We start from the raw sequence: 24,251 nt of genomic DNA, 5'->3' as shown, positions 1-24,251 counted from the left end.
CCGAACAAAACGGAATTTTTAGACCAATTTTCTGCCACCGCAGTAGGGCAGTCTATTCTCGGACAGCCTCCCAGAGAGCAGTAACCGTAAATAGCGGCAACCATTGAGAACCGACATGCAGGGCGAAACCGTTGACCACCCTTCACCATCCAACAGTGATCAGGCTGTCGACAGTTCTGCAGCAAACATTCAGATTGCCCACCGGGAAAAACTCAGACAGAACTATTTGGGAGCCATGGGCATACAAACCTGGTTTCCCAGGTATCAACTGACCAATGCTCAACCGGCCAGACCTTTTGACTGGATAGCAGAGGACGCCCGGGCACTTGCCGAAGCAGAGTCAGCTCAGGCTGTTTCTGCCACTGAAATCAGCTCAGCGTTTAACCAGCAGAATGCCAGAGAGCAGCCCCAGACAGGATACTCGCCGACCAAGCCAGTAGATATCCTTGGGCAATTTATTACCCCATCCAAACCTGTTGAGGACATCAAACAGGAAGCTCAACCTTCACCAGAGCCTGTAAAACAGCTGTCAGGCTCCGTCAGCAAATTCCGTCTGGTGATAAAACCCGTCAGCGATGACTGCCTTGTGGTGGCCGAAATGCCACACTCCGGGCTCAACCAATTCAGCCGCTACCATCAACGCCTTTTAGATGACATTCTCAGAGCACTCAAGCTCAACCCGGAAGGTGCACAGACTGTTCGTGAATTTGTCTGGCCCATGAGCGAAAGCCGGGGCCTGCTGAGCCAACTAAGCCAGGATGACTACGCTGCCGCCGATGCCGTCTGTGCTTATCTGAGCAACCAATACGGCTTATCCCGCAGAAAGGTGATTCTGTTATTTGGACAGTCAGCGGCCAAGTTTGTTATGGACCCGGAAAAAGATTTTGAGCAACTACGGGGCATCCAGCCGGGCACTCATACAGGCCAGTGGTTTGCTGTAACCCATGGGCTGAATGAACTGATGAAACAGTCCATACTCAAAAGGGAAGCATGGCAGGATCTGGCTCCGCTACTCACCAAAACACCAGACACACAGGGCAATGCCTGAAGATCAAACGATTCAGATAAATCATCAACCATGACACAACCCTCACTCACGTTTCGCCCCATGCTGGAAAGTGACCTGGAACAGGTCAATGCCGTGGAGCAACAGTCAGCAGAACACCCCTGGCGAAAAGCACACTTTTCCGCCAGCCTGTCCTCCGGCTATACCTGCGAACTGGCAGTGCTTGATGGCAGAATTGTAGGACACTGCGTCATGATGACGGTAGCCGGCGAAGCCAGCATTCTGATTCTGACGGTGGACAAATCTTTTCAACGGCGAGGTATCGGTCGGCAGCTATTGCAACACATGCTGCAGACAGCAGGACAGTCTGGCTGCAACACCATTCTGCTTGAAGTCCGCCGCTCCAATATCAAAGCCTTCAACCTTTATCTTCATGAAGGCTTCAGCGAGATCGGCATCAGGAAAAACTATTACCCCATGGGCAGGGGTTGGGAAGATGCCATCGTGATGGCAATGGAACCTGATACTTTCCTCAGCTGACAACAACTGACAACAACTGAAAACAACAGCTGCTCTGGAAGCGACTTATTCCTAATAAACTCGTCAAGTTACCGCATTAAACGACAATTGCATCGTATTAGCGCAATGGGTCTTCGTGTGAACGATAAAGTCATCGACCAGGCTTCAAAATCAAACCGGACATCGTAAAAAAAAACTACAAAATACGAGCTTTCCACCCCTGCACAGGGATAAATTGACAGGTATAATCGCGCCCCTGTTTCAGTCACAGCAAGGTCTTAAGCGTTGATTATCTTCACCGTCACCAACAAAACCACCTCTCAAGTCTATGTTGGGTCAACCCGCAATGACCTGGTTGACCAATGGGAAAAAATGGTGGCTGCAGCCGAGCAGAATCTTGACTACCCGCTATACCAGGAGATCCGTGTACACGGCAGGGATGGCTTTGTCGTTGAAGAGTGGGATTTCGTAGAAGACCGCAATGAGCTGAACGCGCTTGAACAGGAAGCCATTGAAACGCTGGGTGCTCGCAGTCTCCGTGGCTATAAAACCAGCACCGTCAAGATCCAGCCTAAAAAGAAAACACGAACCCGCAAGTCCAGCGTGGAAAAAGAGCTTGCCAGCATCTTTGACGAGTTCGACGGCGACATGGATGACTTTGATGAGATTTCTCCAGAGCCGAAAAAGCAGACGGAAGAGAAAACCGCAACACCACAACAGCCCGGCATTGCACAACCAGTGACGCCTGTTTCTGTTGAACGCGTCAGATCACCGGACATCAAACTGGATGTTTCTACCGCACAGGAAAACGCAGCAGAAGCCCGGAAAGAAAAGCTGGTGGCAAAACCGGAAAACGGCTCTCAGGTGAATGCCGTTGTGCAAATGAACAACATCTGTCTCAGCGACGACATTTCGGCCCAGCTTGAAGCCATTCAGGCAGCAGCCAACGCCGTCCTGTCAGGAGACAGCAATGCGGTTGAACTCCTCAACAGCAAACCAGCCGCTCCCGTAACGGTTGAGATCGAAGTGGCTGAACCGCAGCCTGAGCCAGTGAAAGCGGCTGAACCAGAGATCATTATTGAGCTTGACCCACGGGAACAACGCATCCGCGAAGCCATTGAGCGGCACCGCAAAGCCAGGGCCCAGAAGACGTCGGATAGCCAGGCATCCGATCGCCAGCAAATTGAACAACTGCTGGCAGAACTCACCGCAAGAGCCATGGGCATGAATAGCCAGAGCGTGGCTGTCGCTGCCTGATTCCTTATACCGGCATTTTCTTCCCCTGAACGTGCCGGCCACCCTACCTCACATCTATACTTGGGCTATGAACAAGCCCAACGATCGCTCACTTGAACATCTTCAACGAACACTTCCTGACAAACTCCGGGCAGCCTGCCATGTTCTGCAACGATTTGAGCAGAGAATGATCCTGATCAGCCATCGCAGTGATCAAATCGCCTTAAAAATGCAGCAGATCCGAAAAGACATCCAGCAGTCAATGCATGGCCACTCAAATCAATCATAAACCACGCTTCACGCCCATGCTATTACGGCCCATAATATGGGCCGTTTTTATTTGATCACGAGCGCTATGTCCCTACCAACAGTCCAACCCGAAAGGTATGAACAGCAACTGGCCCAAAAGGCCAGCAGCATTTGCAGCGAGTTTGCCGAATTCGATATGCCTGAACTGGAACTTTTCCGCTCCAGGTCGGACCATTACCGGATGAGAGCAGAGTTTCATGTCTGGCATGAGGGCGATCACTGCTACTACCGAATGTTCGATCCACAAACCAGGCAGCCCTTTGAAGTCACCTCCTTTCCCAGCGGCTCCGAAACCATTAACCGGTTAATGATGCCCTTGATGGAGGCTATCATCGCCAGCAGCCATCTGAAGAAACGGCTTTTTCAGGTTGAATTTCTCACCACCCAGACAAAGGAAGCCCTGGTTTCACTGATCTATCACCGCCAGCTGGATGATCAGTGGCAACAGGAAGCAACAGCACTGCAGGAACAGTTTGGCATTGCCATTATTGGACGTGCCCGCAAACAGAAACTGGTGCTGGATAAAGAATATGTCACTGAAACATTGACCGTGGATGGCAAACCATTTTATTACACCCAGGTAGAAAACAGTTTTACCCAGCCTAATGCCAGTGTTAATGAGCACATGCTTGCCTGGGCCAGTGGCACCGCACGAGCGATTACGTCCGACCGTAGCAGTGATCTGTTAGAGCTCTATTGCGGAAATGGTAATTTCACCTGCGTGCTTGCCAGACATTTTACCCGGGTACTGGCCACTGAAATTGCCAAAACCTCAGTCCATTCGGCCCGGGAAAACTTTAAGCTGAATAATGTAGAGAACGTAGAAATCGCCCGTCTATCCAGTGAGGAGTTGACCCAGGCCATGAACAGGGAACGGGCATTTCGCCGCCTGAGTGAGATCGACCTGGACAGCTATGATTTCTCAACCATTCTGGTGGATCCTCCCAGGGCAGGTCTCGATGAAGGAACAGAAAAGCTGGTGCAGAATTTCGACAATATCCTGTACATTTCCTGCAACCCTGAAACGCTCAGGAAAAATCTGTCAACCATTTGCCAGACCCATAGAATCGAAAAAATCGCCCTTTTTGACCAGTTCCCATACACTCATCACGCTGAAATGGGCGTTCATCTGATTCGGAAATAGTCAGATTTACACTCCCCGGCGGGACTCCTACCTTGATTCTTAGGAAGAAAAAGTTTTAAGGAAGTTCTCCGGGGTAGCCTCACGTGAAAAACAACAAGCTGAAATATCTGCCAGCATCCATCATTTTCTCTGTTTTCTGGCTTTTCTTTGCACCGACTTCTTACAGCAGCGATGCGGACTATATCAAAACTGCGGTATTGTTCGTGGCCTATGACCAGGGGGAAAGCAACGCTTTCCTGCGTATTCAGGAAAAACTGAAAAACGCCAATATTCCCTACCGGATATTGGCGATGGGCCGTGCTGCTGAAGTCTTCAAAAATGACCCGGCTCTGATTCCATTCGATAGATTGACCCACAACGAAGCGCTGTATGAAAATCGCGACCATCTGCTTAACCAGAAGCTGGTTTACCAACTCGCTGAAAGCATCTCGACCAAAATTGTCTATACCGGTATGGCAAGTCGGGCACAGGCTCAGATTGCCAATATCTGGGAGAGAAGAGGTGCCAGGGTCATCGCGTTTTATGATAATTTTGAGCCAGTTGATTCCATCAGCTATGTACAGCCTTTTTTAGAAGAGCTGAGCTACCTGGACGAGTTCCATGTCCCCAGTAAAACCACCGCGCTTAGCTTTCAGAGCATCGCTGCCTCCCTGGGAGCAGCAGTGACCGTTACCGGACAGCCCGCACTGGAAGACTGGGACAAAGTCTATGATGAGACCGATATTTTCCTATTACGCGACACCCTCAATATACACCCGGAGCAGCCTGTAGTGTTGTTTGCCGGTGATTACAGCAGCAGCTATCCCAAGGCTTTTCAAACCTTTATTGCAGCAACAAGGAAGCTGCCCAACATTCTTTTTCTGGTTTCATATCACCCCAAGTTTGATGGTGAGCTTGAGCGCAGGATCATTGAGGCTCAATCGGACGGCAATGTCCATCTGTTACACCACGGCACTTATTCCACCGCATCACTGAGCACCATTGCCTCTGCGGTTATTGTCCATAAATCATCCGTCGCCCAGCAGGCCATCTACCGGGGCAAGCCGGTCATCTATGTGGCTGATGAAAACTATCAGAACCTGATGCTGACCGAACAGCTGGCCATTCGCGCATCAAACCCGGATCCTTTGGCCGTCATGATTTATGCTCACATCAGGGGCTTCAGGCCACCGGCGGTTGCCGAAAGCCTGGGCATACCGGATGCGCCCAGCAAAACCATAACAAAGCTGATGATTGATGAGCTAAGACGAATGTCTGATTAAAAATAGAGAGTTTTTTGATTCACTGGCTTTATAGAATGTACGCAATGTGATCTACTCAGGAATGATGTGACTCGCATTGAAGGTATACGATGGGTGTCCGAATACCCCATGTACTGATTTTTGTCAGGCTGGCCATTCTCTCTACCATTGTCTTGCTGGCATTGACTGTACTTTGCAACTTGATGGTGGCCAGGGCAACCAATAACGCCCTGTACTCTAACCTGAGCAAGCTCCCCTATAATCAGGTTGGTGTTTTGCTGGGTACCAGCAAATACTCTCGCCTGGGCGGCTTTAATGACCACTACCGGCTCCGGCTGGAAGCAGCCTTCCAACTCTACCAAGCGGGTAAGATTGATTACATTCTCATCAGCGGCGATAACAGCACCCGTTTTTACGATGAACCAAGCACCATAAGGCGTGACCTGCTCAAGAAAGGCGTCCCTGCAGAACGCATATATCGGGATTATGCCGGTTTCAGAACGCTTGATTCCGTTCTCAGGGCACATCATGTTTTTGATTTGGATAGCTTTACTATTATTTCCCAGGCTCCACACAATAAGCGGGCTCTGTATATCGCCATGAATCATGATATTGACGCCATTGCCTTTAATGCTGGCGAGGGCTATGACATTGATATCAGCAATAGAGCCAGAGAGATGCTTGCCAGAGTGCTGGCTGTGCTGGAGGTACATTTTCTCAATACTGGCCCTAAATTCCTTGGCCCGACCATTGAGATTGGTGTTACGCCCCCTACCTGATAAACAATACCGTTTTCATCTATCTACGGGACAAAACACTACCAGCAGAGCCCCTTTGATATTTCACTGTGTGCTACGACAACCTGTTTGATGACGCAGATAACCAAAGGGAACACAGCCCCTAAAGGTCAATATTAAAGAACGAAGATTTTTTAACGTAATTTCTGACTTTCTGCATGGCATTAGGAAACCAGTTGTCCAGGCGACGGGTTTCCCGGCAAATTTCATCCGCCAGACGAGGATTTAGAAAATCATTATAAACAACACCTACTAATGACACATCATGCTGGGTCAGCCTGTCCAGTGCTGTTTTGAATTGTGTTTGTCGAGTCACTCCAGCCATGACGATCATGATTGTTCCATCAACCATGGCACAAATGGACTCTGCGGGAATATTATTACGATTCCTGGCATTTACCGGGGAGGTATCAAAAATCACCGCGTCATAGTTTTCCAGCCAATGCTCCATAAGCTTGCTCATGTTGGTAATACTGCGAAATCCAAGCACATCCGTATCACAAGGAGCCGGCAGTATATCCAGGTTCACATCGTCCGAACGCATAATACAGCCATCAGCAGACTGAGGATTGGGCAACCAGTCGGTATGAATATGCCCGGAAATATCACCCAGTTCAGGGTGCAGCATGTTCACTTCCACCAGTAACGTTCGCTTGCCATCGATTTCACTGCGCTGACTTAACGCATAAGCCAGGGTACTGCAGCCCTCTTCCGCATTGGCGGAAGTAATAGCGACCGAACGCAACCCTTTACCAATACTGTTGCCATATACCTCTTCAATCTCCAGATAGTTAATGGGTAGCTTGATCATGGCGTAAACCATCCCAGATTGGTGAGGAATTGAATTACCGTCAAAACAGCGGCCGCATCAGCAACCAGCCCCATGAGAACATTCCAGTTTGATTGTGATAATTCTGGCACAAAGACCGTATCACCAGCCCTTAACACCGGTAACCGTGAAGCATCCGGGTCTTTCATAAATTCCACCAGATCAAATGTCGCCGTCCGGTTCTCACAACAGGAACTGTTGACTATGAGTATTTTCTCAACATAAGCGGTCTCCTTTGGTCCTTTCGCCTCTGCCAGTAAATCCAGAATGGTCATGTTATTGGTAAATTCATAACGGCCTGAGACAAAAACAGCACCCATAATCCTGACCGTATCTTCAGGTTTTTTCTCAACCCATTTACGTGCTCTGGATGGGAAAAAGATAGAGTCACCGGGTTTCACTTTTGGTAGCAAACTGTCATCACCCGTTTCAAAATATCTCACAAGGTCAAACTTGGTGACTCTGGGGGCTCCCTCATTGCGATGAACGATTCGAATCTGGCTCAGGTCTGCTTCTTCTGAAGGTCCTGAAGTAGCACCGACTATATCCAGAAAGCCCATTTCATTGTTAAAAGCGTAGCGCCCCGGTGTTTTAACAGCACCCATAACGTAGATGGCATTTTCCTTTGGTAACTTAACCCAGCTGGAAGTATTGGCTGATGGGTTCTCCGGCAACTCGGGAATAACGATCGTTGTACCACCCGTCAGTTGAGGCATATCTGACCATGACCCACCAACTTCAATAAACTCCTGCATATTGAACTCAATGATATTCCGCTGATCATTGGGGCCTGGCTTAATAACTTTCACATGGGCGAGGTCTGCTTTATCAGTCGGGCCACCAGCGTTACTGATATAATCCATAAAATCTACCGAAGGTGCCCACTCATAGCGGCCGGGCTTTTTAATAGCCCCGAGTATCTTCAGTGAGTCATCAGTTTCAAGCTTGAGCCAGGACTTATCATCCTCAGGACCTTTTTCGGGGAAAAACACCGCATCGCCCGAGTCAATCGAGGGTATGCTGCTGGTTCGTCCTTCGGTAAAATCCTGAAAGTTAAATGGTACTACTGTACCATTATTTTTCAAAATCCTGACCGAACGAATATCGGCATATTGGGTAGGGCCCCCTGAGCTAGCGAGAATATCCAGAAAACCAACGCCTTCAGATGTTTCGAATGCACCGGGCTTCTGAACCTGTCCCATCACATACACTTTACGCGCGCCACCAGAAACAGAATCAACCTGCTGAGCAACATAGATGGTTGATCCCGGCTCCAACATTGGTAAATCTTCATCTTTTCCACTGTCAAGAAACTTCTTAAGGTCAAACAGCTTGGGCTCTGTACCAGAAAGCAACCGAATCTGTTCAACATTGGCATAGCGGGTAACCCCCCCGCCTTTCAAAATGGCATCCACAACATTAATGCCTTCCTGGTAAGGAAAGCTAACGGGCTTCAGCACTTCACCAAATACCTTGATCACGGTCCTGTCAGAAACAGAATCAAGCGCCTTATCATCTACGGCTCTGGGCTCTCCGTGCACACTGCTCAAACCAGGTGAGGTAGGCACAAAAATCTCATCCAGAGACTTTATCTCCGGAAGAACAGAGGGGTCCCCGGTATCCAGATAGCGTTTAAAGTTAAAGACGTTTTTCTTACCATCCCTTCTCAACTGAAGCCTATCCAGCTGGGCACCATCAACGAAGCCCCCTGCCTCGGTAATCGCCATTTGGATATTACCGGTACTGGGCAGTTCGACCTCACCCGGGTTGTTGACAAAACCCAATACAGTGATCAGTAGCCGTTTTTCCTTCAAATGAATGGTCAGTTTATCAAGCCCGAGAAACACATCGGACAACGCCGTATAAATGGCTTTATCTGCAGCCCTTAACGTAAGGTCGGCTACTTTCAACTGCCCTACTTCAGGCAGGTGGATAGTCCCATCTCTGCCAATAAGGAAGTTCGTATTAAACCCCTCTTCCCCCGGCAGCCCTATAACCAGAATATCCCCTGACTGCAACTGATAATGTACAGGGTCTCTCGTCCGCCCTGATGATTTATCAACCTCAACGCCTGATACGTCAGCTACTTCCGGGGTAGCCACCTCCGCAGTCGCCGATTCTGGCCCCGTCAGAACAGTCTCCTCTTCGCTTACCGGTGCAGCCAACATGTGAGCTTCTATGCCAGCGCTTTGATTGTTTTTCAAACCAGGTTGAGGTGAAACTTCTTTTTTACTGCCCGTCTGCTTCTGCGGATCAACTGTTTTTTCAGGAGTTTTCTCCCGTAAAGAAATCAGCACAGCATCATCGGCTTCCAGCTGCCATTCCCCTGACTGTGCGGCTGGCACTTTAATATGCTGGCTGTTCCTGATCAGGGTAAAATCTGCATCAACATCAGTATCGTCAAAAAAAGTGTGGTACGAATTAAGACTGGTTAACAATGAGTCAATGGGAAAAGGGTACTTCCCGGGATTTTGGATATCACCGAGGATGGCAATGTTGATCAAACGTTCCGGGGCAATATAGTTTATGCTCTCTACATTATAAGATTCACCAGTTTTACTGAGTATTTCAGAGGAAGCAGCCTCTTCATCCATTCCCATCAAATTGAGAACCATTCCATCAGGAAAAGTGACTGCCACCGCCTCATCAACTCGAAGAAGCGGCACAGATTCTCCACCATCACTCAGCTTTATGAGGAACACTCCACCTTTTTCGATGGGTGCATTGGCAAGTACTCCGCCAGAATAGACGACGAATAACAGGAAAACTGCCAGAGTCTGCAATAGCCTGCTGCAAATACCTGTGCAATGGAGAGTCTTCATTGAGGCACCCGCATAAACAGCCATAAATTTACAGGTCTTGGCCAGTCTGAAAGCCCCAGAACAGAGTCTTTCGACCGTAATGGTTTGTGGCCCTCTTGAATCAGCCCTGAAGCATACTGTAAAGGGCATCCGCCATCTTCAGCCATCGCCTCCATGATCAAACGAACCTTTTCCAGGGCCACAAATGATTCACTGAGTTGATGACTGGCATCGCCCAGAAGGTCACCATCAATCTCATGCCTGATAAGCCGATGCTTATCATTGATTAAGCTCATCTGCCCGGGAAGGCAATATTCACCACCAGCGTCTTTGAGCTCAATATATCTGGATTGGCTGATATTCAATAACTTAATCACATGAGACCGGTTAATATCCCTGATATTGCGTTTTTCATCAACTGTAAGGCTAAAATCACGGTCAGCATGAAATGGCCATAGAAATGAGCATGAGGAGAGTAAAGGAAATAAAAAACAAACAAACAGATACCCGGCAGATTTACCACCCGATATCAAAATAGAAAAAAATAAAAATAATTTATTTTTTCGACAGATACTCTTCAATACTCTCATATTGCTTGATCGTCTGGTTAATCCTGAGCATTGTCAATAACTCGTCAGGCTTTCCATTAACACCAAGCAATCCAAGATTTCTGCTCTCAGTCTTTAGACGCTTATAAAGAAAAACCAGCGCACCGATGCCTGAAGAATCAAGTTCATTAACAGAACTCATATCAACAAGGACATCTCCTGCACACTCTTTAATTAAATGATCAAAGTGACCTCTAACCTCATTCACTGTCTCTGCATTGAATTTGTTATGCAATTCAATAATATCACAGCTGCTGGCTTGATAAGTCGCGTAATCCATTACCTGTTACTCCCAACTTCAATACTTCTTATTATTTACCTGATAAAAGTAAAACATAATTTTACACAACACACATTCAATTAGATTAGACAAAAGAACAGAGATGCATTCTGTAAAAGTCATATTTTAAAGAAAAGAGCAAAAGATCATGAAATAGTCTCGGGAATTAAAAAATAATTAAAATTTCATTTTTTTATAAAACACAAATCTGAGCAAACCCTATAGTTAATTCGTAAGGCTGTAAAAAATACCAACCAGACAACACGCCTTAATGCATTCAGACATGAAGCTGTATCCAAATAACTCTGAATCGATGGCTAATTATTAAAGTTATTTTTATGGATACCCAGAAGGGCGTGCATTCTGCAGAACACTTATCCATCAAACTGCTTAAAGCGGTCCTTCTCTGTGCCTGCACATTAGGCATATTACTAAGCCTTGTGCAGGTGTTTCTGGATGCTCACCTGTCCAGCGCTGATATTGATCGAAAAGCCCGGGAATTGCTGGCAATGATTCATGATCCCGCCAGCAAGGCGGTTGATCGTCTGGATACCGATATGGGACAAGAAGTGCTCAATGGTCTGCTGGAAATGAAGTCGGTGCAGGTGGCAGCAATACGACTGGATGATACGGCAAATCTGGCCAAGGTAGAGAGGCCCATTTTTGCTTCCCGGTACCGCCTCCTTTCTGACTATATTTTTGACTCCATCCGTACCTACCGTCAGCCACTTGAATCAGGGAAAGAACACTTTGGGGAATTGATTCTCTCCATTGATACGGCCTACGAAGGTAAGGCGTTTATTCAAAGATCCGTCGTTGTGGTATTTGCCGGGATAATCAGGGCCATAGCAATGGCTCTGTTGATGTACCTGATCTGCTCAACGTTGCTGACTCGCCCCATGAATCGTTTGATTCGCCATTTATCAAGTATCGATCCTGAAGCACCGGGACAACAGCAGCTGCCTGTGCCTGAAGGTAATGAAAATAATGAGTTAGGTCTCTGGGTCAGAACGGCCAATAAACTGTTAACATCCATTAACTACCATCAAAGTCTGCGTCAAAAAGCAGAAGCCCGTATCATGCGGCTGTCCCAATATGACTACCTGACCAGACTACCAAATCGCCGCACCCTGCAGAACCAGATCAATACCTTTATCCAAAAGGCCACTAACAAGCATGAGAACATCGCTATTCTCTGCCTCGGACTGGATGACTTTAAATCCCTCAATGCCCAAGTCAACTTCAATGCCGCCGAACATATTCTGGTAAAAGTCTCGGATCGCCTTAGAAACTGCATCGGCAATAAAGCCTATATTGGTCGATTAGGTGAAGATCAGTTTGCCATTATCCAATCAAAGATCGAACAGCCCTACGAGGCTGCTGAGATGGCCCAGTCTCTGATCAGGCAGCTTGACAGACCGTTCGAGATTAACAATGAGCAGCTGACCATCAGTGCTACTGTCGGAATAACGCTCTTTCCTGATGATGGTGAGGATGTCGACACCCTCCTGCAGCAGGCTGAATTTGCCATGATCATGGCCAAGTCCAGAAGCCACAACCGCTACCAGTTCTATGTAGCCACGATTGATACCGAAATCCGCCAGCGCAAGCGGTTGGAAATGGACCTCCACCAGGCCCTTGAAAACCACGAACTCAGCCTGGCGTTCCAGCCACAGTTTAACTATCAAAAAGGCGAGCTGGTGGGTGCCGAGGCCTTGCTGCGCTGGAATCACCCGGAGAAAGGGGTGATCTCACCGGATATGTTCATTCCCATGGCAGAACACAGTCTTGATATTATTCCTATTGGTAACTGGGTTCTGGAGAATGCCTGCCAACAGTTAAACAAGTGGCACCTTGACGGTCATCAAAACCTGCGTCTGGCCGTCAACCTCTCGGCCATTCAGCTGCAGGATCAGAATATTGCTGATCGAATCGCTTTTTTACTGAATAAATACCAGATTCCCCCTGAAACCCTGGAGCTTGAGGTGACAGAAACCTCCATTATTGATGACCTGGAAGCATCGAAAGCCCAGCTCCAGAATATGAAAAACATTGGGGTAACACTGGCACTTGATGACTTTGGAACAGGTTACTCCTCGCTGGGTTACCTTAAACAGTTTCCCTTCGACAAAATCAAAATTGATAAATCCTTTGTCGAAGATCTTCCTGATAACCGCGAAAACTGTGGCATCGTTGAAGCGATTGTTCAGATTGGCAAGAGCTTCGGCCTGAAAGTTCTGGCTGAGGGTGTAGAGACTGTTGAACAGGAAACCTACCTGGCTAACAAAGGCTGTCAGGAAGGACAAGGCTATTACTACGGAAAGCCACTGTCCGCCCACGACTTTATCAGCCTCATATCAAGTCAGCGTGCCTTGTCGGGTAATACGCAGGTAGAGGGCGGAGATTATGAAACGCCGGGAGACAATAATGACTGATCATCCCATTGTCATACTCCTGGACTCCCGACAGGCAGGTGGTATCGAGACCCATGTTTACCAACTTGGCAAAGCGCTGAAAAACAGTGGCTGGCCTGCAGAAATCTGGTTTTACCAGCAATATCAGGCTGAACACCCTCTTGAACAGGCCTTAACAGACTCGGCCCTCCGTTTTCGCTACCTCAGCGGCAAGTTGCCCGGGTTGATCTCAGCACTCAAAAACACACAGCCTCTGTTACTTCACACCCATGGGTACAAAGCCGGTATTGTTGGCCGCCTGGCTTCGGTAGTCACAAGGACGCCTGTTGTTTCCACCTTTCATAATGGTGATCCGGGTGAAGGTATGGTCCGGCTATATTCACTGCTTGATCAGCTGAGCAGCCCCATATCTGAAAATATTGCCGTCAGTGATGAGATTGCCAGAAGATGGATCAGTGCTCCCCATCGGATTGATAACTTTGTGGAGGTTCCGGAACATTATCCCTCCTCGGGAACAGCCATCGCCTTTGTTGGCCGGTTGAGTCACGAGAAAGGTCCTGACCTGTTTCTGCAACTGGCCAAGCACCAGCCACATCTCCCCTTCCGGCTCTATGGCAGTGGCCCAATGGAAGAAATGCTGCAAAAGCAGCAGGTCAATAACGTCATGTTCATGGGACAGGTTCAATCCATGGAAGCCCATTGGCGCGATATTGGCCTGTTGTGTATCACCTCCCGCTTTGAAGGGTTGCCCCTGGTGGCGCTTGAAGCCATGGCTCATGGTGTGCCTGTCCTCAGCTTTCCATTGGGCGGACTTCCGGACCTTATTGTGCAGGGCTTCAATGGCTGGACGTCTCCGATTGGCGACCTTAATGCAATGAGCAATTTACTGCTGTTCTGGGACTCACTGCCAGAGGCCGTAAAGTGGCAAATCAGAGAAGCCTGTATTGCGACAGTGATCAATAACTATTCAAGTCAGGCAATCCTGCCAAAGATTCTTGATGTCTACCAGCAAGCCGTGCAGGCAAAAGGGTACGATTGGCCCAATAACCTCATCAAAGAGTCCCCTGCCCATGGCCTGGCTAATAAGAAACAGGATCGCTCTCAAACGGTTGGATAAACTCAATGGAACTTGGACAGAATGTTATCAAAGGATTGAAAGTTGGCGCGATCCTGCGCCTTGTGGCCCAGATTTTCACCTGGCTCAATACACTGATTCTGATCCGCCTGCTGACACCTGATGATTATGGCCTTATGGCCATGACCATGGCTTTTATCGGTATCTTTGCACTGATGGGAGACTTTGGTATCGGCAAAGCGATCATTCAGGCAGAAGAGCTCACCACAGACCGGCTCCGGCAGGCTTGCACGATTAACATTGTTTCCTGTCTGGTCTTTTTCAGCGTTTTCTTTTCCATCGCCCCGGTTATTGCCAGCTTCTTTGATGAACCAAGAGTGACCGTTCTGGTCCGGGCAGTCGCCTGCCAGCACCTTATTATGATCTTTCATACCCTCCCTTATGCCATGGCAAGCCGCAGGATGCTGTTCAAAGAGCGGGAAAAAGTCCAGTTTTATACCGCCCTGATGACCAGCCTTGTCACCATCGCCATGGCTGCCTCCGGTTGCGGCGTATGGTCACTGATTCTGGGGCATCTGTTTATGCGTCTGGCTCTGACCATTGGCTATAACCTAATAGCCCCCTGCTGGGTCCGGCCTGCATTGAGTTTCAGGGGTTTTGCCAAAATGGCAGGATTCAGTGGCATCGCCACCGTTAATGATGTGTTGCGTTATTTCGTCAATGTCTTTGGCAACATCAGCATTGGCCGCCTGCTCAGCAAAGCCGATCTGGGGGTGTTCTCTGTTGCCAGGAATCTGGCCAATCTTCCCAGCGACAAGATCGGCGAACTTCTCAACCACCTTGGGCTTTCATCATTTGCCAAGCTTCAGAATGAACGTAATGTTGCCGGGCAATATCTGCATAAATCCGTTCAGCTTGCCAGTCTGGTACTTTTCCCCATGTATCTCGGTATGTGTGCCATATCGCCTGAATTAATCACTCTGGTCCTCTCTGATAAATGGGCTGCGGCAATTGTACCGTTTCAAATTCTCTGCCTGACCAGCCCATTCCGAATGCTGTCGGAAATGCTGGCTACCGGTATAACGGCCATTGGTGAACCGAAAAAAAATAGCCATACTTTACTGTTAACTATTTTGACCCTGCCAATTTTTTTCGTTGGTATCCAATATGGTGTTGAAGGAGCATGTTGGGCCTGGTTAAGCATTAACCTGATCAGTTTCGCTGTTCACCTGAAACTCATGCTGCCAGCATTCGAGCTGAAATCGTCGTCTTTCCTGCACGCTCTTTTACCCAGCTTTTGCAGCGCCATGATTATGCTGGGAGGGTTACTCCTGCTTAGGGATAATTTGACCGGCCAGGTACATGAGGCAGCTCAACTATTTCTGATGATTCTGGCTGGAGTGCTCCTGTTTTCAGCCACTCAGCTGCTGTTCTTTCGTCGCCCGCTCTTTACCACCCTCAAGTACTTAAGGCACTAGGGTGTTTTAAAGATGCGGCTACCCAACCTTGAACGGCTGTTTGTTAATCGCTACCAGACAGCAACCGTCACCGTTTACTGCGCTCTTGCAGCACTGCCAAGCCTGATCTTTCCACACCCTATAGCCCTGCTCCCGCTGGCAGTGATCCCGCTGGGGTTGATATTTATTCTTAAAAAACCCTTTGTGGTCTGTTTGATTTTTATCATGTTCTCATTTTTCCGGCTCCATGAGGTTTTTCCTCAGCTGGACCCCATCAAGATCCCGCTGTTAACCGCACTTGGGTCCTATTTTGTGCTGGCCTGGCACATTATCCTGACCAAGAAAGTTCAGGTTTACTGGCGTCATGAACACACCATTTTTGCCCGCTTTTTTGGCTGGGTGGTCATTGGTATCGCATTTTCCAGCTATCCCCCCACCGCTTTTGGCAGCTTCACCAGTGTTTATATGAAAATCGGTATCATGGTATTGGCCATCTCGTGGCTGATGACCGAGCACTGGCACTTCAAGCTGGCGCACTTTCTGATCATCTGTTCTGGTCTGGCTGTGGGCGGTGTCACACTGTATAACAATGCCAACGGTATCGGTATGGTCGAGGAAACCCGTGTCACCATTCCGGGCACCAGTCTGGGTGACCCCAACGACCTCTCTCTGGTTCTCAGCTTTCCCATGAGCTATGCCGTGGCCCTGGCAACCACCAAAGGCACCGGCAAGATCAGAACGCTGCTTGGCCTGATTGGTATTGTCATCTTTGTGTCATCTATCATTGCGACGCAAAGCCGTGGCGGCTTACTGGCGACGGTTGCCGTGTTTGGTATCTTTGGTCTTCGCATCATCAAATCAAAATTGCTGCTCATCAGTATTGGCAGCTTTAGCCTGATGATTCTGGTGGCCGCTGCGGGCATCAGCGACCGTAAATCCGGGGGTGCCGCAGAGGAGGGCGTTGATGCATCAGCGATGGGCCGTATCCACGCCTGGGAAGCGGCTTTTAACATGGCCCTCAGAAACCCGATGACCGGCGTTGGTCTATCTCTCTTCCTGGATAATTACTGGGATTATGCAACCCACAGCCGGGCGGAGGGTCAGGCCCACGTTACCCACAGCACCTGGTTTCAGGTCATGTCAGAATCCGGCTTTGTTGGCTTTGGCCTGTTCGGTTTTATGATTTTCACCATTTTCATGTCGATACGCAGCTCCCTGACGCGCCTGGATAGAAATAAAGGGTCACCGGAGTACGATCCCCATATGACCGCTATCGCCGTAGGAACCTATGCAGGACTGGTTGGTTTCTGCGTTTCCGGATCTTTTCTGAGTCAGGGCTTTCTCTGGCCAGTCTACATCATTACATCAATCAGTATTGCCATTGCCAACTTTATGGACAATCACTATCCGGCCGAAGAAGAAAACGCAGAGACAGAAAAAGCGTCTATAGTTAATGGATTAGCGGACACCATACACGGCAAGGGTTTGCCACATGCTAAACAGCCTGAAAGCCCGAATAAAAAACAGTGACTCTGTCGCAGGAAGGGCTCTATTCTCTTTTTTGAAATCCATTCGCAGCATTGAAATGCCAGTAATCAGACCTGCCCACGGCTTAATGTATCAATTGCATAAAATGATTACCGGGGCTTTCAGTAGTCTGATTCGTATTTTCTACTGGACACCGCTGTTCAAATCTCAACTTGCCAATGTCCCGGGGAAGCTCTATCTCTACTCAGGCATGCCGCTGCTACTGGGGCCATTAACCATCACCATGGGTGACCATTGTCGTCTTTCCGGCCACACCACCATCAGTGGCAGAGCTTCAGGCAATAAAAAGCCGGAACTGAAAATAGGCAACAATGTCGGTATCAGTTGGCAAAATGAAATTTTTGTCGGTGACCGGATTGAAATTGGCGATAACGTTCGGTTCGCCGTTAAAGTCAGGCTGGTTGGGTACCCCGGGCATCCTGTTGACCCGGCCGCCAGGGCAAAGGGAAAGCCGGATACGGATGATCAGGTAGGCAGTATTATTATTCAGGATGATGTATGGCTGGCGGCTGGCGTTACAGTCATGGGGGGCGTAACCATCGGAGCGGGAACCATTGTTGCCACTGGCAGCGTTGTCACCAGGGATTTACCTCCCGGTGTTCTTGCCGGGGGGATTCCAGCCAGGGTCATCAAATCACTGAACTTGCCATCGGAGCGTGACAATGGCTGATCTCATTGTATTTGGCGAAGACTGGGGAGGCTTACCTTCCAGTACCCAGCACCTGATCAGCCATTTAATGAAAAGGCATCGGGTCATCTGGGTAAACTCCATTGGCATGAGGTCGCCGCAGTTTTCGTTAAGGGATATAAAAAGAGTCTGGCAAAAAATGTTGGCCATGATTAGGCGTGCTGGTGAACCTGCGCAAACACCCTCAGAGCAAATCCCCCCCATTATCATCAATCCCAGGGTTCTTCCTTTTCACCGCTCCAAACGGGTTCGTCTACTGAACAAACGACTTTTACTGAAAGACATTAACAGGGCAATAGAGCAGGAAGGATTTGATCAGGTTATTCTCTGGCTCTCACTGCCCACTGCCGTCGATATGGTGGGTAGCCTGAATGAACGGGCTTCTATCTACTACTGTGGTGATGATTTTGAAGGCCTTGATGGCGTTGATCATACCATGGTCAAACCATTAGAACAGGAGCTGGCTGAAAAGGTTGACCTGATTCTTGTGGTCAGCAAAACACTGGCCAGGAAGTTTACTCATCCCAACACCATTATTCTGCCGCACGGTGTTGATTACCCGCTGTTTTCATCACCGGCAGCCAGGCCCCATGATCTTCCGGAAAACGGGCCTATTGCCGGTTTCTACGGCAGTATTTCTGCCTGGCTGGAGACAGATATACTGGCCCAGTCCGCCATTGCCCTGCCCAGCTGGCAATTTGTTTTTATTGGCGATATCAAAACTGATGTTTCATCTCTTCAGGCTCTGCCAAATGTACACTTTCTGGGAGCCAGGCCCCATCATCAGCTGCCCTCCTATATTCAGCACTGGAATGTCGCCATGCTGCCCTTTCGCAACAACAAACAGATAGCGGCCTGTAATCCCCTGAAGTTGAGAGAATATCTTGCCTCGGGTACTCCCATCGCTGCCACTTCTTTTCCTGCGGTTCGAGAGTATGAGAATCTTCTGGCCATTCAGTCACCTAAAGAACCCTTTTCCAGAGTCATTTTGAGGGCCAATGATCTGCGGGAGGAGAAAGCCAGCAGGCAGAACAGGGTCTCAACCGAATCATGGCAGCACAGAGCCACGCAGTTGGAAGCACTGATCAACCACTTATCACGTTAAAAACACACTGCTCATTAAATTAATTCCCTGTTAAAACAGCAGCTACAATTAATAATAATGAAGCATAAATGCTTGTATTTATTATTAGAAAGTGTCATGAAAGCTAACACTATTACCAATCAGGAAAATCAACTACTCACTGAAGGACAAAAAACTGTCAATCAATGACAATTTGCCACTGAGCCAGTTGACTGAAGAGTAATATGAGGCTGATAACAGGGAAGTCACCGTGATTAAGCGATATGAATCCCGCATCCTTGCGGTACTGATGTTTTTCAGCATGTCACTCCTTTACGGATGCAAATCACAACTGAATGTTCAGGCCCTGATGGAAAATGAGCAAACAAGATCAACACAGCAGATTGCCGATGTTATCGCGCGAATGAATGAAAAAGAAAACGCATTACCTTTTTCCAAAAACAGGTATCGTCGTCAGTTGTCTATTAATTTCACTCAAAAGGAATTAGAGGTTAATAATCAACATAAACAGGTTATTGATCTCTTTTTTAACTCATTACCCGAAAGCCAGCATCTCAACATCATTATTTCCGTAGCTCCCTCTTCTGCCGGGCAACCCTTCCAAACACTGAATGACTCCTGGGCAAGGCTACAGAGTCTGAAAGATATACTGGAGCAATACAGCGAAAAAATAGAGCTGGTTTACCAACCTGAACTGGATCTTGATTCAGCCACTATTCATGCGGTGGGCAATGATATTTCCGGAGGTAAGGGTGTCCAGTGAAATCCTGAGAAACCTCTTCCGACTTCTCAGCGCAGCCTGGCGGCGCCGTTACACTATTTGTGTGCCTATTTTGATCATGCCGGTGATTGGTTTTTTTGCCAGCTTCATGGCCCCCAAATTTTATGAAGCACACACCACCATACTGCTTCAGAATACCACTGAGTTAAATCCCATTCTGGAAGACTTCACCATATCCACAAACCTGGAAGAACGGCAATTAGCACTGAAAATACTCCTTAAGAGTCGCAAGGTATTAAAGGGTGTTGCCAGAGCTGTTGGGTTTATCGACTATAAATCTTCTGAAGAGCAAATAGATGAGGCCATTGATGAACTATCACGTTCACTGTCCATCGTCTTCGGCGGTGACCTGGTCAAAATCTATTATCGAAGTCAAAACAAAACCGATATTAAAGAACTGCTGACCAAAGTGACTGAACACTTCCTTACTCTGGTTCAGGCACCACAAAAATCCTGGCAAGTTGCCTCAACCCAGTTTCTAAAGGATCAGGTAGATCGTCGACACAAGGAGCTTTCTGAGGCAGAGCTGGAACTATCTGATTACAAGGCAAGGTTCGCATTGGAGCTTCCGGAACTCCATAAAGCAAACGTAACCAGACTGGCCGAACTCCGCCAGCTGTTAATGGAAAAAGAGACTGAACTGGTCGGTGCCAAAGCGGCAATGGAAGAGTTCAATGGTAACCTGGCTCAAACCAACCCCGTTATCGGTAAACTTGAAGAACGAATTATTAACACCCGCACCACTCTGAGTATGCTTCGCTCACGTTATACAGAGAGGCACAGCAAAGTTCAGACCCTGGTCAGAGAACTCGATAGATTGCAGGCTGAACGCCAGAGAATGATTGCAGAAAGCAGTCAGTTAAAAACGGAAGATGTTCAACGTCTCTGGAACCTGGCGTCATCAACCCCCTCCGTTTCAATGGATAACACCCAGGGAGGACAAACCACCATACTGGCCTCTCAGCTGCAGGCGGTTCAGGAAGCCAAGGCCAAAGTGAACAGCCTGCAGAACGAAGTGAAAAATATTAAAGATCAAACCGACCAGCTCCAGAGTAAAGTGCAGCAGTTTGCTGATGTAGAGCGGACTCTCGTTGAACTGCAACGTGATTTTGGTATTAAACAGAGACTTTATGATGATTTTCTGAACCGTTATGTCATGGCAAAAGTGACGGAAGACCTGAGCTCTTATCAGGAATCAGAACAGGTTAAAATCATCGACGAGCCCTTCACTCCCAGCAGTCCTAATGCGCTGCCGGCGTCGTTATTTATTGTTGCAGGTATCTTTGCCGGTCTGGGTATCGGTACTGGTCTGGCGGCGATTTCAGAAATATCGGATACCACCTTACGACTTCAGGACAGTATTGAACGCATTGCAGGTGTTCCTGTTCTGGCCAGGATACCATCAATGCCCACAGCACCAACGCTGGTTTACGATCCGGAAAAAGACTGGTTCGACGAGGGGGAGGTATCATCATGACAGCGCCTCTCGTTATAGCACAGATAGTCCAGCACCTTGCCCCGGGCGGTATCGAGACAATGGCTTTAGACATACAGCGAAAAGCCAGAAACCCGGAACATGTTCATATTATCAGTCTTGAAGGAACGCAATCTGAAGCCGTTGAACATTGGCCAAGACTTCAGGGCATGGAAAGGGTTCACTTTCTGGCCAAGCCTCCCGGATTGAGTCTCACGACGGTGACCAGGCTCGCACAACTTTTACGACAACTTAATATTGATGTGGTTCATACCCACCATGTAGGCCCGCTTATCTATGGTGGCATCGCCGCTAAACTGGCCGGATGTGGCCATGTGCATACTGAGCACGATGCCTGGCATCTTAACCAGCAAACACGACGCTGGCTGGTAGCGGCCTGCTTCCACCTGCTTAAACCGACCGTTGCCGCAGATGCAGAACTGGTTGCCGCCAGCATTCGACAGCATATTCCGCTCTTTACACCAGCCGTGGTTCTTAATGGAATTGATACCGATAAATTCCAGCCAGCAGACCAAACCGCAGCCAGAAATAGACTGAATCTCCCCCAGGATGCCGCCATTATTGGTTGTGCGGCACGCTTTACCGAGGTTAAAAGCCATGACCTTTTGATTCATGCCTTTTCCAGACTACCCGACAGTGCACACCTCGCCCTTGCCGGGGGAGGCGAACTTGAACATGAACTCAGAGAGCTAACCAGGCGGCTTAACCTGGAGCAACGGGTACACTTTCTGGGGGTCATTGATGATATGCCCGGCTTTTACCACGCTATTGATATTTTCTGTCTTGCCTCAAAAAAAGAAGGCCTGCCACTCTCGCCGCTGGAAGCCCAGGCTTGCCAGAGAGTGGTTGTCTTGACCGATGTGGGTGGCTGTCGTGAAGCGGTTGATCCACAGAGCGGTATCCTGATCAAGGCTGAAAGTGCACAGGCATTGGAAAACGCCCTCAAAATACAGCTCAGTTCAGGCATCAATAAAGAAAAACAGGCGTCGGCACGCAGCTTTGTGGTTAACCATTGCAACCTGGAGAGAATGATCAGTCAATACGATGACCTGTATTGCGGGAGGCCACTATGATAGAGTGGCTGGCCTTGATTACCTTCTTCATGGCAGGCGTGGTCGTTGTATATCACCATGTTGGTTATCCCATCGCTCTGAAATTGATGACACAGGGACTGGAAAACACACGGCCCAACTTTTATCAACGACACCACCACATCACGCCTCTTGATCACATGCTGCCAAGCATCAGTCTGATCATGCCCGCCTATAATGAAGCAGGCACTATTCAGGAAAAACTCAGAAACCTCGCTGCCCTTGATTACCCGGACTATAAACTGAAAGTGATTCTGGTATGCGATGGCTGTACGGATGGTACAGCCCAGCTGGCAAAGGAGACACTGGCCGAGCCTGAATGCAACCATCTGAACTTATCCGTAGTAGAGAAGCCTGAAAACAGTGGAAAAGTCGCTGTTTTGAATGAAGCCATCAGCCTCTCCCGTTGCAGCGTGGTTGCCCTCTCCGATGTATCATCACTGTTATCAAACGATAGTCTTTTAATCGTTGCGGCTCACTTAAGCAATGAAAACACCGGGGTCATTTGCGGTAGCTACCACTTTTTAAAATCACTCAGTGTTGGTGAGCAGGCTTACTGGCAGTACCAGCGAAGCATTAAAACAAGAGAAAGCTCTCTGGGTGCAACCCTGGGGGTGCATGGTGCATTTTATGCCTTTCGCCGTGAGCTGTTTGACCTGATCCCCGCAGACACGATCAATGATGATTTCACCCTTCCGGTACAAATAACCATGAAGGGCTACCAATGTCTTTATGACCCGAGAATCATCGCCATGGAGCTGGAGCAGGCGTGCAATGAGATGGATTTCCAGCGAAGAAAGCGAATTGCTGCCGGCAATATTCAACAAGCCATTCGTCACGCTGGCTTATTACATCCCAAGTTTGGAAAGATCGCCTTCAACTTTTTTTCCGGTAAGTTTCTGCGCCCATTCATGCCGCTGTTCCTGTTTATGGTACTGGCATCTTCAGCATTACTAGCTCTATCCTACCCTGTTTTTCAGATTATTCTGGCCATTCAGCTGGGCATTTACAGTATCACTGTCTTTTATATTTTCCGTCGATCACAACCAGATCATAAGAAATTGAGAGTGCTTTTTTACCTGGTATCCGGGCACCTGGCCATGGCTATCGGTTTGATTAACTATCTTTCAGGCCAAACCAAAGGCCAATGGAAAAGAGTAACGACTGAAACATAAGGATTTAAACACGTACTTAAGGAGTGTACCCATGAAAGAGTCAACCTACGTCCATCCTCTCGCCTCAATGTGCAAACGATTAATGGATATTCTTATCGCCCTGGCCGGGCTGGCAATCACCCTGCCACTGTTTCCCTTTATCGCGCTGGCCATTCGCCTTGATAGCCCAGGACCGATTATTTATCAGCAGATGCGTATTGGCTATCAGAAGGAAAACTATATTCGCTTATTTATGATGAAAAAATTCAGGACCATGCGCAATGATGCCGAGTCAGGAACAGGCCCTGTCTGGGCTCAAAAAAATGACCCGAGAATTACCAAAGTGGGTAACTTCCTGAGAAAAACCCGTCTTGATGAATTGCCACAACTCTGGAATGTGCTGGTCGGTGATATGGCCATTGTTGGCCCAAGACCTGAACGACCAGGGATGTACAATAAGCTGGAAACGAACATTCCATTTTATAGCGAACGAACGTTTGATGTTGTTCCCGGTATTACCGGTCTAGCCCAGGTCAACATGGGTTATGATGAAACATTGAATGATGTGAGAAATAAAGTTGCCTATGACCACGCCTACGCCTTGGCTTTGAGCAGCCCATGGGAATGGCTGAAAATGGATATTTACGTCATGTTCAAAACCATTTTTGTCATGGTAACCGGCAGGGGGCAGTAG

General features: G+C 48.3%; 22 protein-coding genes. 18 read left to right on the top strand and 4 right to left on the bottom strand.

The features are described from left to right. Positions 1 to 115: 115 nt before the first annotated feature. The 7 genes from ACO6UY_RS03150 (at position 116) to ACO6UY_RS03120 (ending at position 6,234) form a co-directional block, all read left to right on the top strand. Positions 116 to 1,048 carry a hypothetical protein gene (locus ACO6UY_RS03150; protein WP_422489027.1) on the top strand — a complete coding sequence of 311 codons (933 nt, stop codon included), beginning with the start codon at positions 116 to 118 and terminating at the stop codon, positions 1,046 to 1,048. A 30-nt stretch (positions 1,049 to 1,078) separates the two neighbouring features. Beyond that, positions 1,079 to 1,546 (top strand): ribosomal protein S18-alanine N-acetyltransferase, encoded by a 468-nt coding sequence (gene rimI / locus ACO6UY_RS03145; RefSeq protein ID WP_422449452.1) that lies wholly within the window; start codon positions 1,079 to 1,081, stop codon positions 1,544 to 1,546. A gap of 264 nt (positions 1,547 to 1,810) precedes the next feature. After that, entirely contained in the window at positions 1,811 to 2,782 is a 972-nt protein-coding gene (locus ACO6UY_RS03140; RefSeq protein ID WP_422449454.1) for a GIY-YIG nuclease family protein, read from the top strand. A gap of 67 nt (positions 2,783 to 2,849) precedes the next feature. Beyond that, on the top strand, positions 2,850 to 3,050 hold the full coding sequence (locus ACO6UY_RS03135) for a hypothetical protein (RefSeq protein ID WP_422449456.1): 201 nt from the start codon (positions 2,850 to 2,852) through the stop codon (positions 3,048 to 3,050). Positions 3,051 to 3,086: 36 nt separating this feature from the next. Continuing rightward, positions 3,087 to 4,214: a tRNA (uridine(54)-C5)-methyltransferase TrmA gene (trmA, locus tag ACO6UY_RS03130; RefSeq protein WP_422489025.1), complete on the top strand. Its 1,128-nt coding sequence runs from the start codon at positions 3,087 to 3,089 to the stop codon at positions 4,212 to 4,214. 83 nt (positions 4,215 to 4,297) lie between these two features. After that, on the top strand, positions 4,298 to 5,476 hold the full coding sequence (locus ACO6UY_RS03125; protein WP_422449460.1) for a hypothetical protein: 1,179 nt from the start codon (positions 4,298 to 4,300) through the stop codon (positions 5,474 to 5,476). Positions 5,477 to 5,565: 89 nt separating this feature from the next. Beyond that, a complete protein-coding gene (locus ACO6UY_RS03120; RefSeq protein ID WP_422449462.1) occupies positions 5,566 to 6,234 on the top strand; it encodes a SanA/YdcF family protein in 669 nt (222 codons plus the stop codon). 121 nt (positions 6,235 to 6,355) lie between these two features. Here ACO6UY_RS03120 and ACO6UY_RS03115 read toward each other — a convergent pair whose 3' ends face one another. The 4 genes from ACO6UY_RS03115 to ACO6UY_RS03100 form a co-directional block, all read right to left on the bottom strand. After that, on the bottom strand, positions 6,356 to 7,063 hold the full coding sequence (locus tag ACO6UY_RS03115) for a CpsD/CapB family tyrosine-protein kinase (protein ID WP_101744791.1): 708 nt from the start codon (positions 7,061 to 7,063) through the stop codon (positions 6,356 to 6,358). Then, a complete protein-coding gene (locus ACO6UY_RS03110; protein WP_422466029.1) occupies positions 7,060 to 9,903 on the bottom strand; it encodes an SLBB domain-containing protein in 2,844 nt (947 codons plus the stop codon). The genes ACO6UY_RS03115 and ACO6UY_RS03110 overlap by 4 nt, the downstream gene beginning before the upstream one ends. After that, positions 9,900 to 10,259: a hypothetical protein gene (locus ACO6UY_RS03105; protein ID WP_422489023.1), complete on the bottom strand. Its 360-nt coding sequence runs from the start codon at positions 10,257 to 10,259 to the stop codon at positions 9,900 to 9,902. The genes ACO6UY_RS03110 and ACO6UY_RS03105 overlap by 4 nt, the downstream gene beginning before the upstream one ends. Positions 10,260 to 10,437: 178 nt before the next feature. Next, complete coding sequence (locus tag ACO6UY_RS03100) at positions 10,438 to 10,770, bottom strand: STAS domain-containing protein (RefSeq protein ID WP_209199922.1); 333 nt, start codon at positions 10,768 to 10,770, stop codon at positions 10,438 to 10,440. Positions 10,771 to 11,108: 338 nt separating this feature from the next. Here ACO6UY_RS03100 and ACO6UY_RS03095 point away from each other — a divergent pair, with 338 nt between their 5' ends. The 11 genes from ACO6UY_RS03095 to ACO6UY_RS03045 all read left to right on the top strand — a co-directional run bounded on the left by ACO6UY_RS03095 (position 11,109) and on the right by ACO6UY_RS03045 (position 24,251). Then, positions 11,109 to 13,205, top strand: coding sequence for a putative bifunctional diguanylate cyclase/phosphodiesterase (locus ACO6UY_RS03095; RefSeq protein WP_422449469.1), 2,097 nt, complete (start codon positions 11,109 to 11,111; stop codon positions 13,203 to 13,205). Continuing rightward, on the top strand, positions 13,198 to 14,301 hold the full coding sequence (locus ACO6UY_RS03090) for a glycosyltransferase family 4 protein (protein WP_422460897.1): 1,104 nt from the start codon (positions 13,198 to 13,200) through the stop codon (positions 14,299 to 14,301). Before ACO6UY_RS03095 ends, ACO6UY_RS03090 begins: the two co-directional genes overlap by 8 nt. 5 nt (positions 14,302 to 14,306) lie before the next feature. Beyond that, complete coding sequence (locus tag ACO6UY_RS03085; protein WP_422466030.1) at positions 14,307 to 15,737, top strand: lipopolysaccharide biosynthesis protein; 1,431 nt, start codon at positions 14,307 to 14,309, stop codon at positions 15,735 to 15,737. 12 nt (positions 15,738 to 15,749) lie between these two features. Then, the gene (locus tag ACO6UY_RS03080) at positions 15,750 to 17,246 is read left to right on the top strand and encodes an O-antigen ligase family protein (protein ID WP_422489021.1); all 1,497 of its coding nucleotides are present in this window, start codon (positions 15,750 to 15,752) and stop codon (positions 17,244 to 17,246) included. An 85-nt stretch (positions 17,247 to 17,331) separates the two neighbouring features. Then, complete coding sequence (locus ACO6UY_RS03075; protein ID WP_422489019.1) at positions 17,332 to 17,934, top strand: acyltransferase; 603 nt, start codon at positions 17,332 to 17,334, stop codon at positions 17,932 to 17,934. Beyond that, on the top strand, positions 17,927 to 19,057 hold the full coding sequence (locus tag ACO6UY_RS03070) for a glycosyltransferase (protein WP_422489017.1): 1,131 nt from the start codon (positions 17,927 to 17,929) through the stop codon (positions 19,055 to 19,057). The genes ACO6UY_RS03075 and ACO6UY_RS03070 overlap by 8 nt, the downstream gene beginning before the upstream one ends. Before the next feature lie 229 nt (positions 19,058 to 19,286). Further along, positions 19,287 to 19,799, top strand: a complete 513-nt coding sequence (locus ACO6UY_RS03065; RefSeq protein WP_422460887.1) for a hypothetical protein — start codon at positions 19,287 to 19,289, stop codon at positions 19,797 to 19,799. Next, on the top strand, positions 19,789 to 21,294 hold the full coding sequence (locus tag ACO6UY_RS03060; RefSeq protein WP_422449483.1) for a GumC family protein: 1,506 nt from the start codon (positions 19,789 to 19,791) through the stop codon (positions 21,292 to 21,294). The genes ACO6UY_RS03065 and ACO6UY_RS03060 overlap by 11 nt, the downstream gene beginning before the upstream one ends. Continuing rightward, positions 21,291 to 22,385, top strand: a complete 1,095-nt coding sequence (locus tag ACO6UY_RS03055) for a glycosyltransferase (protein WP_422449485.1) — start codon at positions 21,291 to 21,293, stop codon at positions 22,383 to 22,385. Before ACO6UY_RS03060 ends, ACO6UY_RS03055 begins: the two co-directional genes overlap by 4 nt. Beyond that, positions 22,382 to 23,578 carry a glycosyltransferase family 2 protein gene (locus ACO6UY_RS03050; protein WP_422449487.1) on the top strand — a complete coding sequence of 399 codons (1,197 nt, stop codon included), beginning with the start codon at positions 22,382 to 22,384 and terminating at the stop codon, positions 23,576 to 23,578. Before ACO6UY_RS03055 ends, ACO6UY_RS03050 begins: the two co-directional genes overlap by 4 nt. Before the next feature lie 31 nt (positions 23,579 to 23,609). Beyond that, positions 23,610 to 24,251, top strand: coding sequence for a sugar transferase (locus ACO6UY_RS03045; RefSeq protein WP_269673307.1), 642 nt, complete (start codon positions 23,610 to 23,612; stop codon positions 24,249 to 24,251).

The sequence above is a fragment of the Endozoicomonas sp. ALE010 genome (assembly GCF_049310165.1).
Lineage (GTDB): Bacteria > Pseudomonadota > Gammaproteobacteria > Pseudomonadales > Endozoicomonadaceae > Endozoicomonas.
Note: the sequence above shows the minus strand (reverse complement) of the source record. Positions and strands in the feature narration are given on the sequence as shown.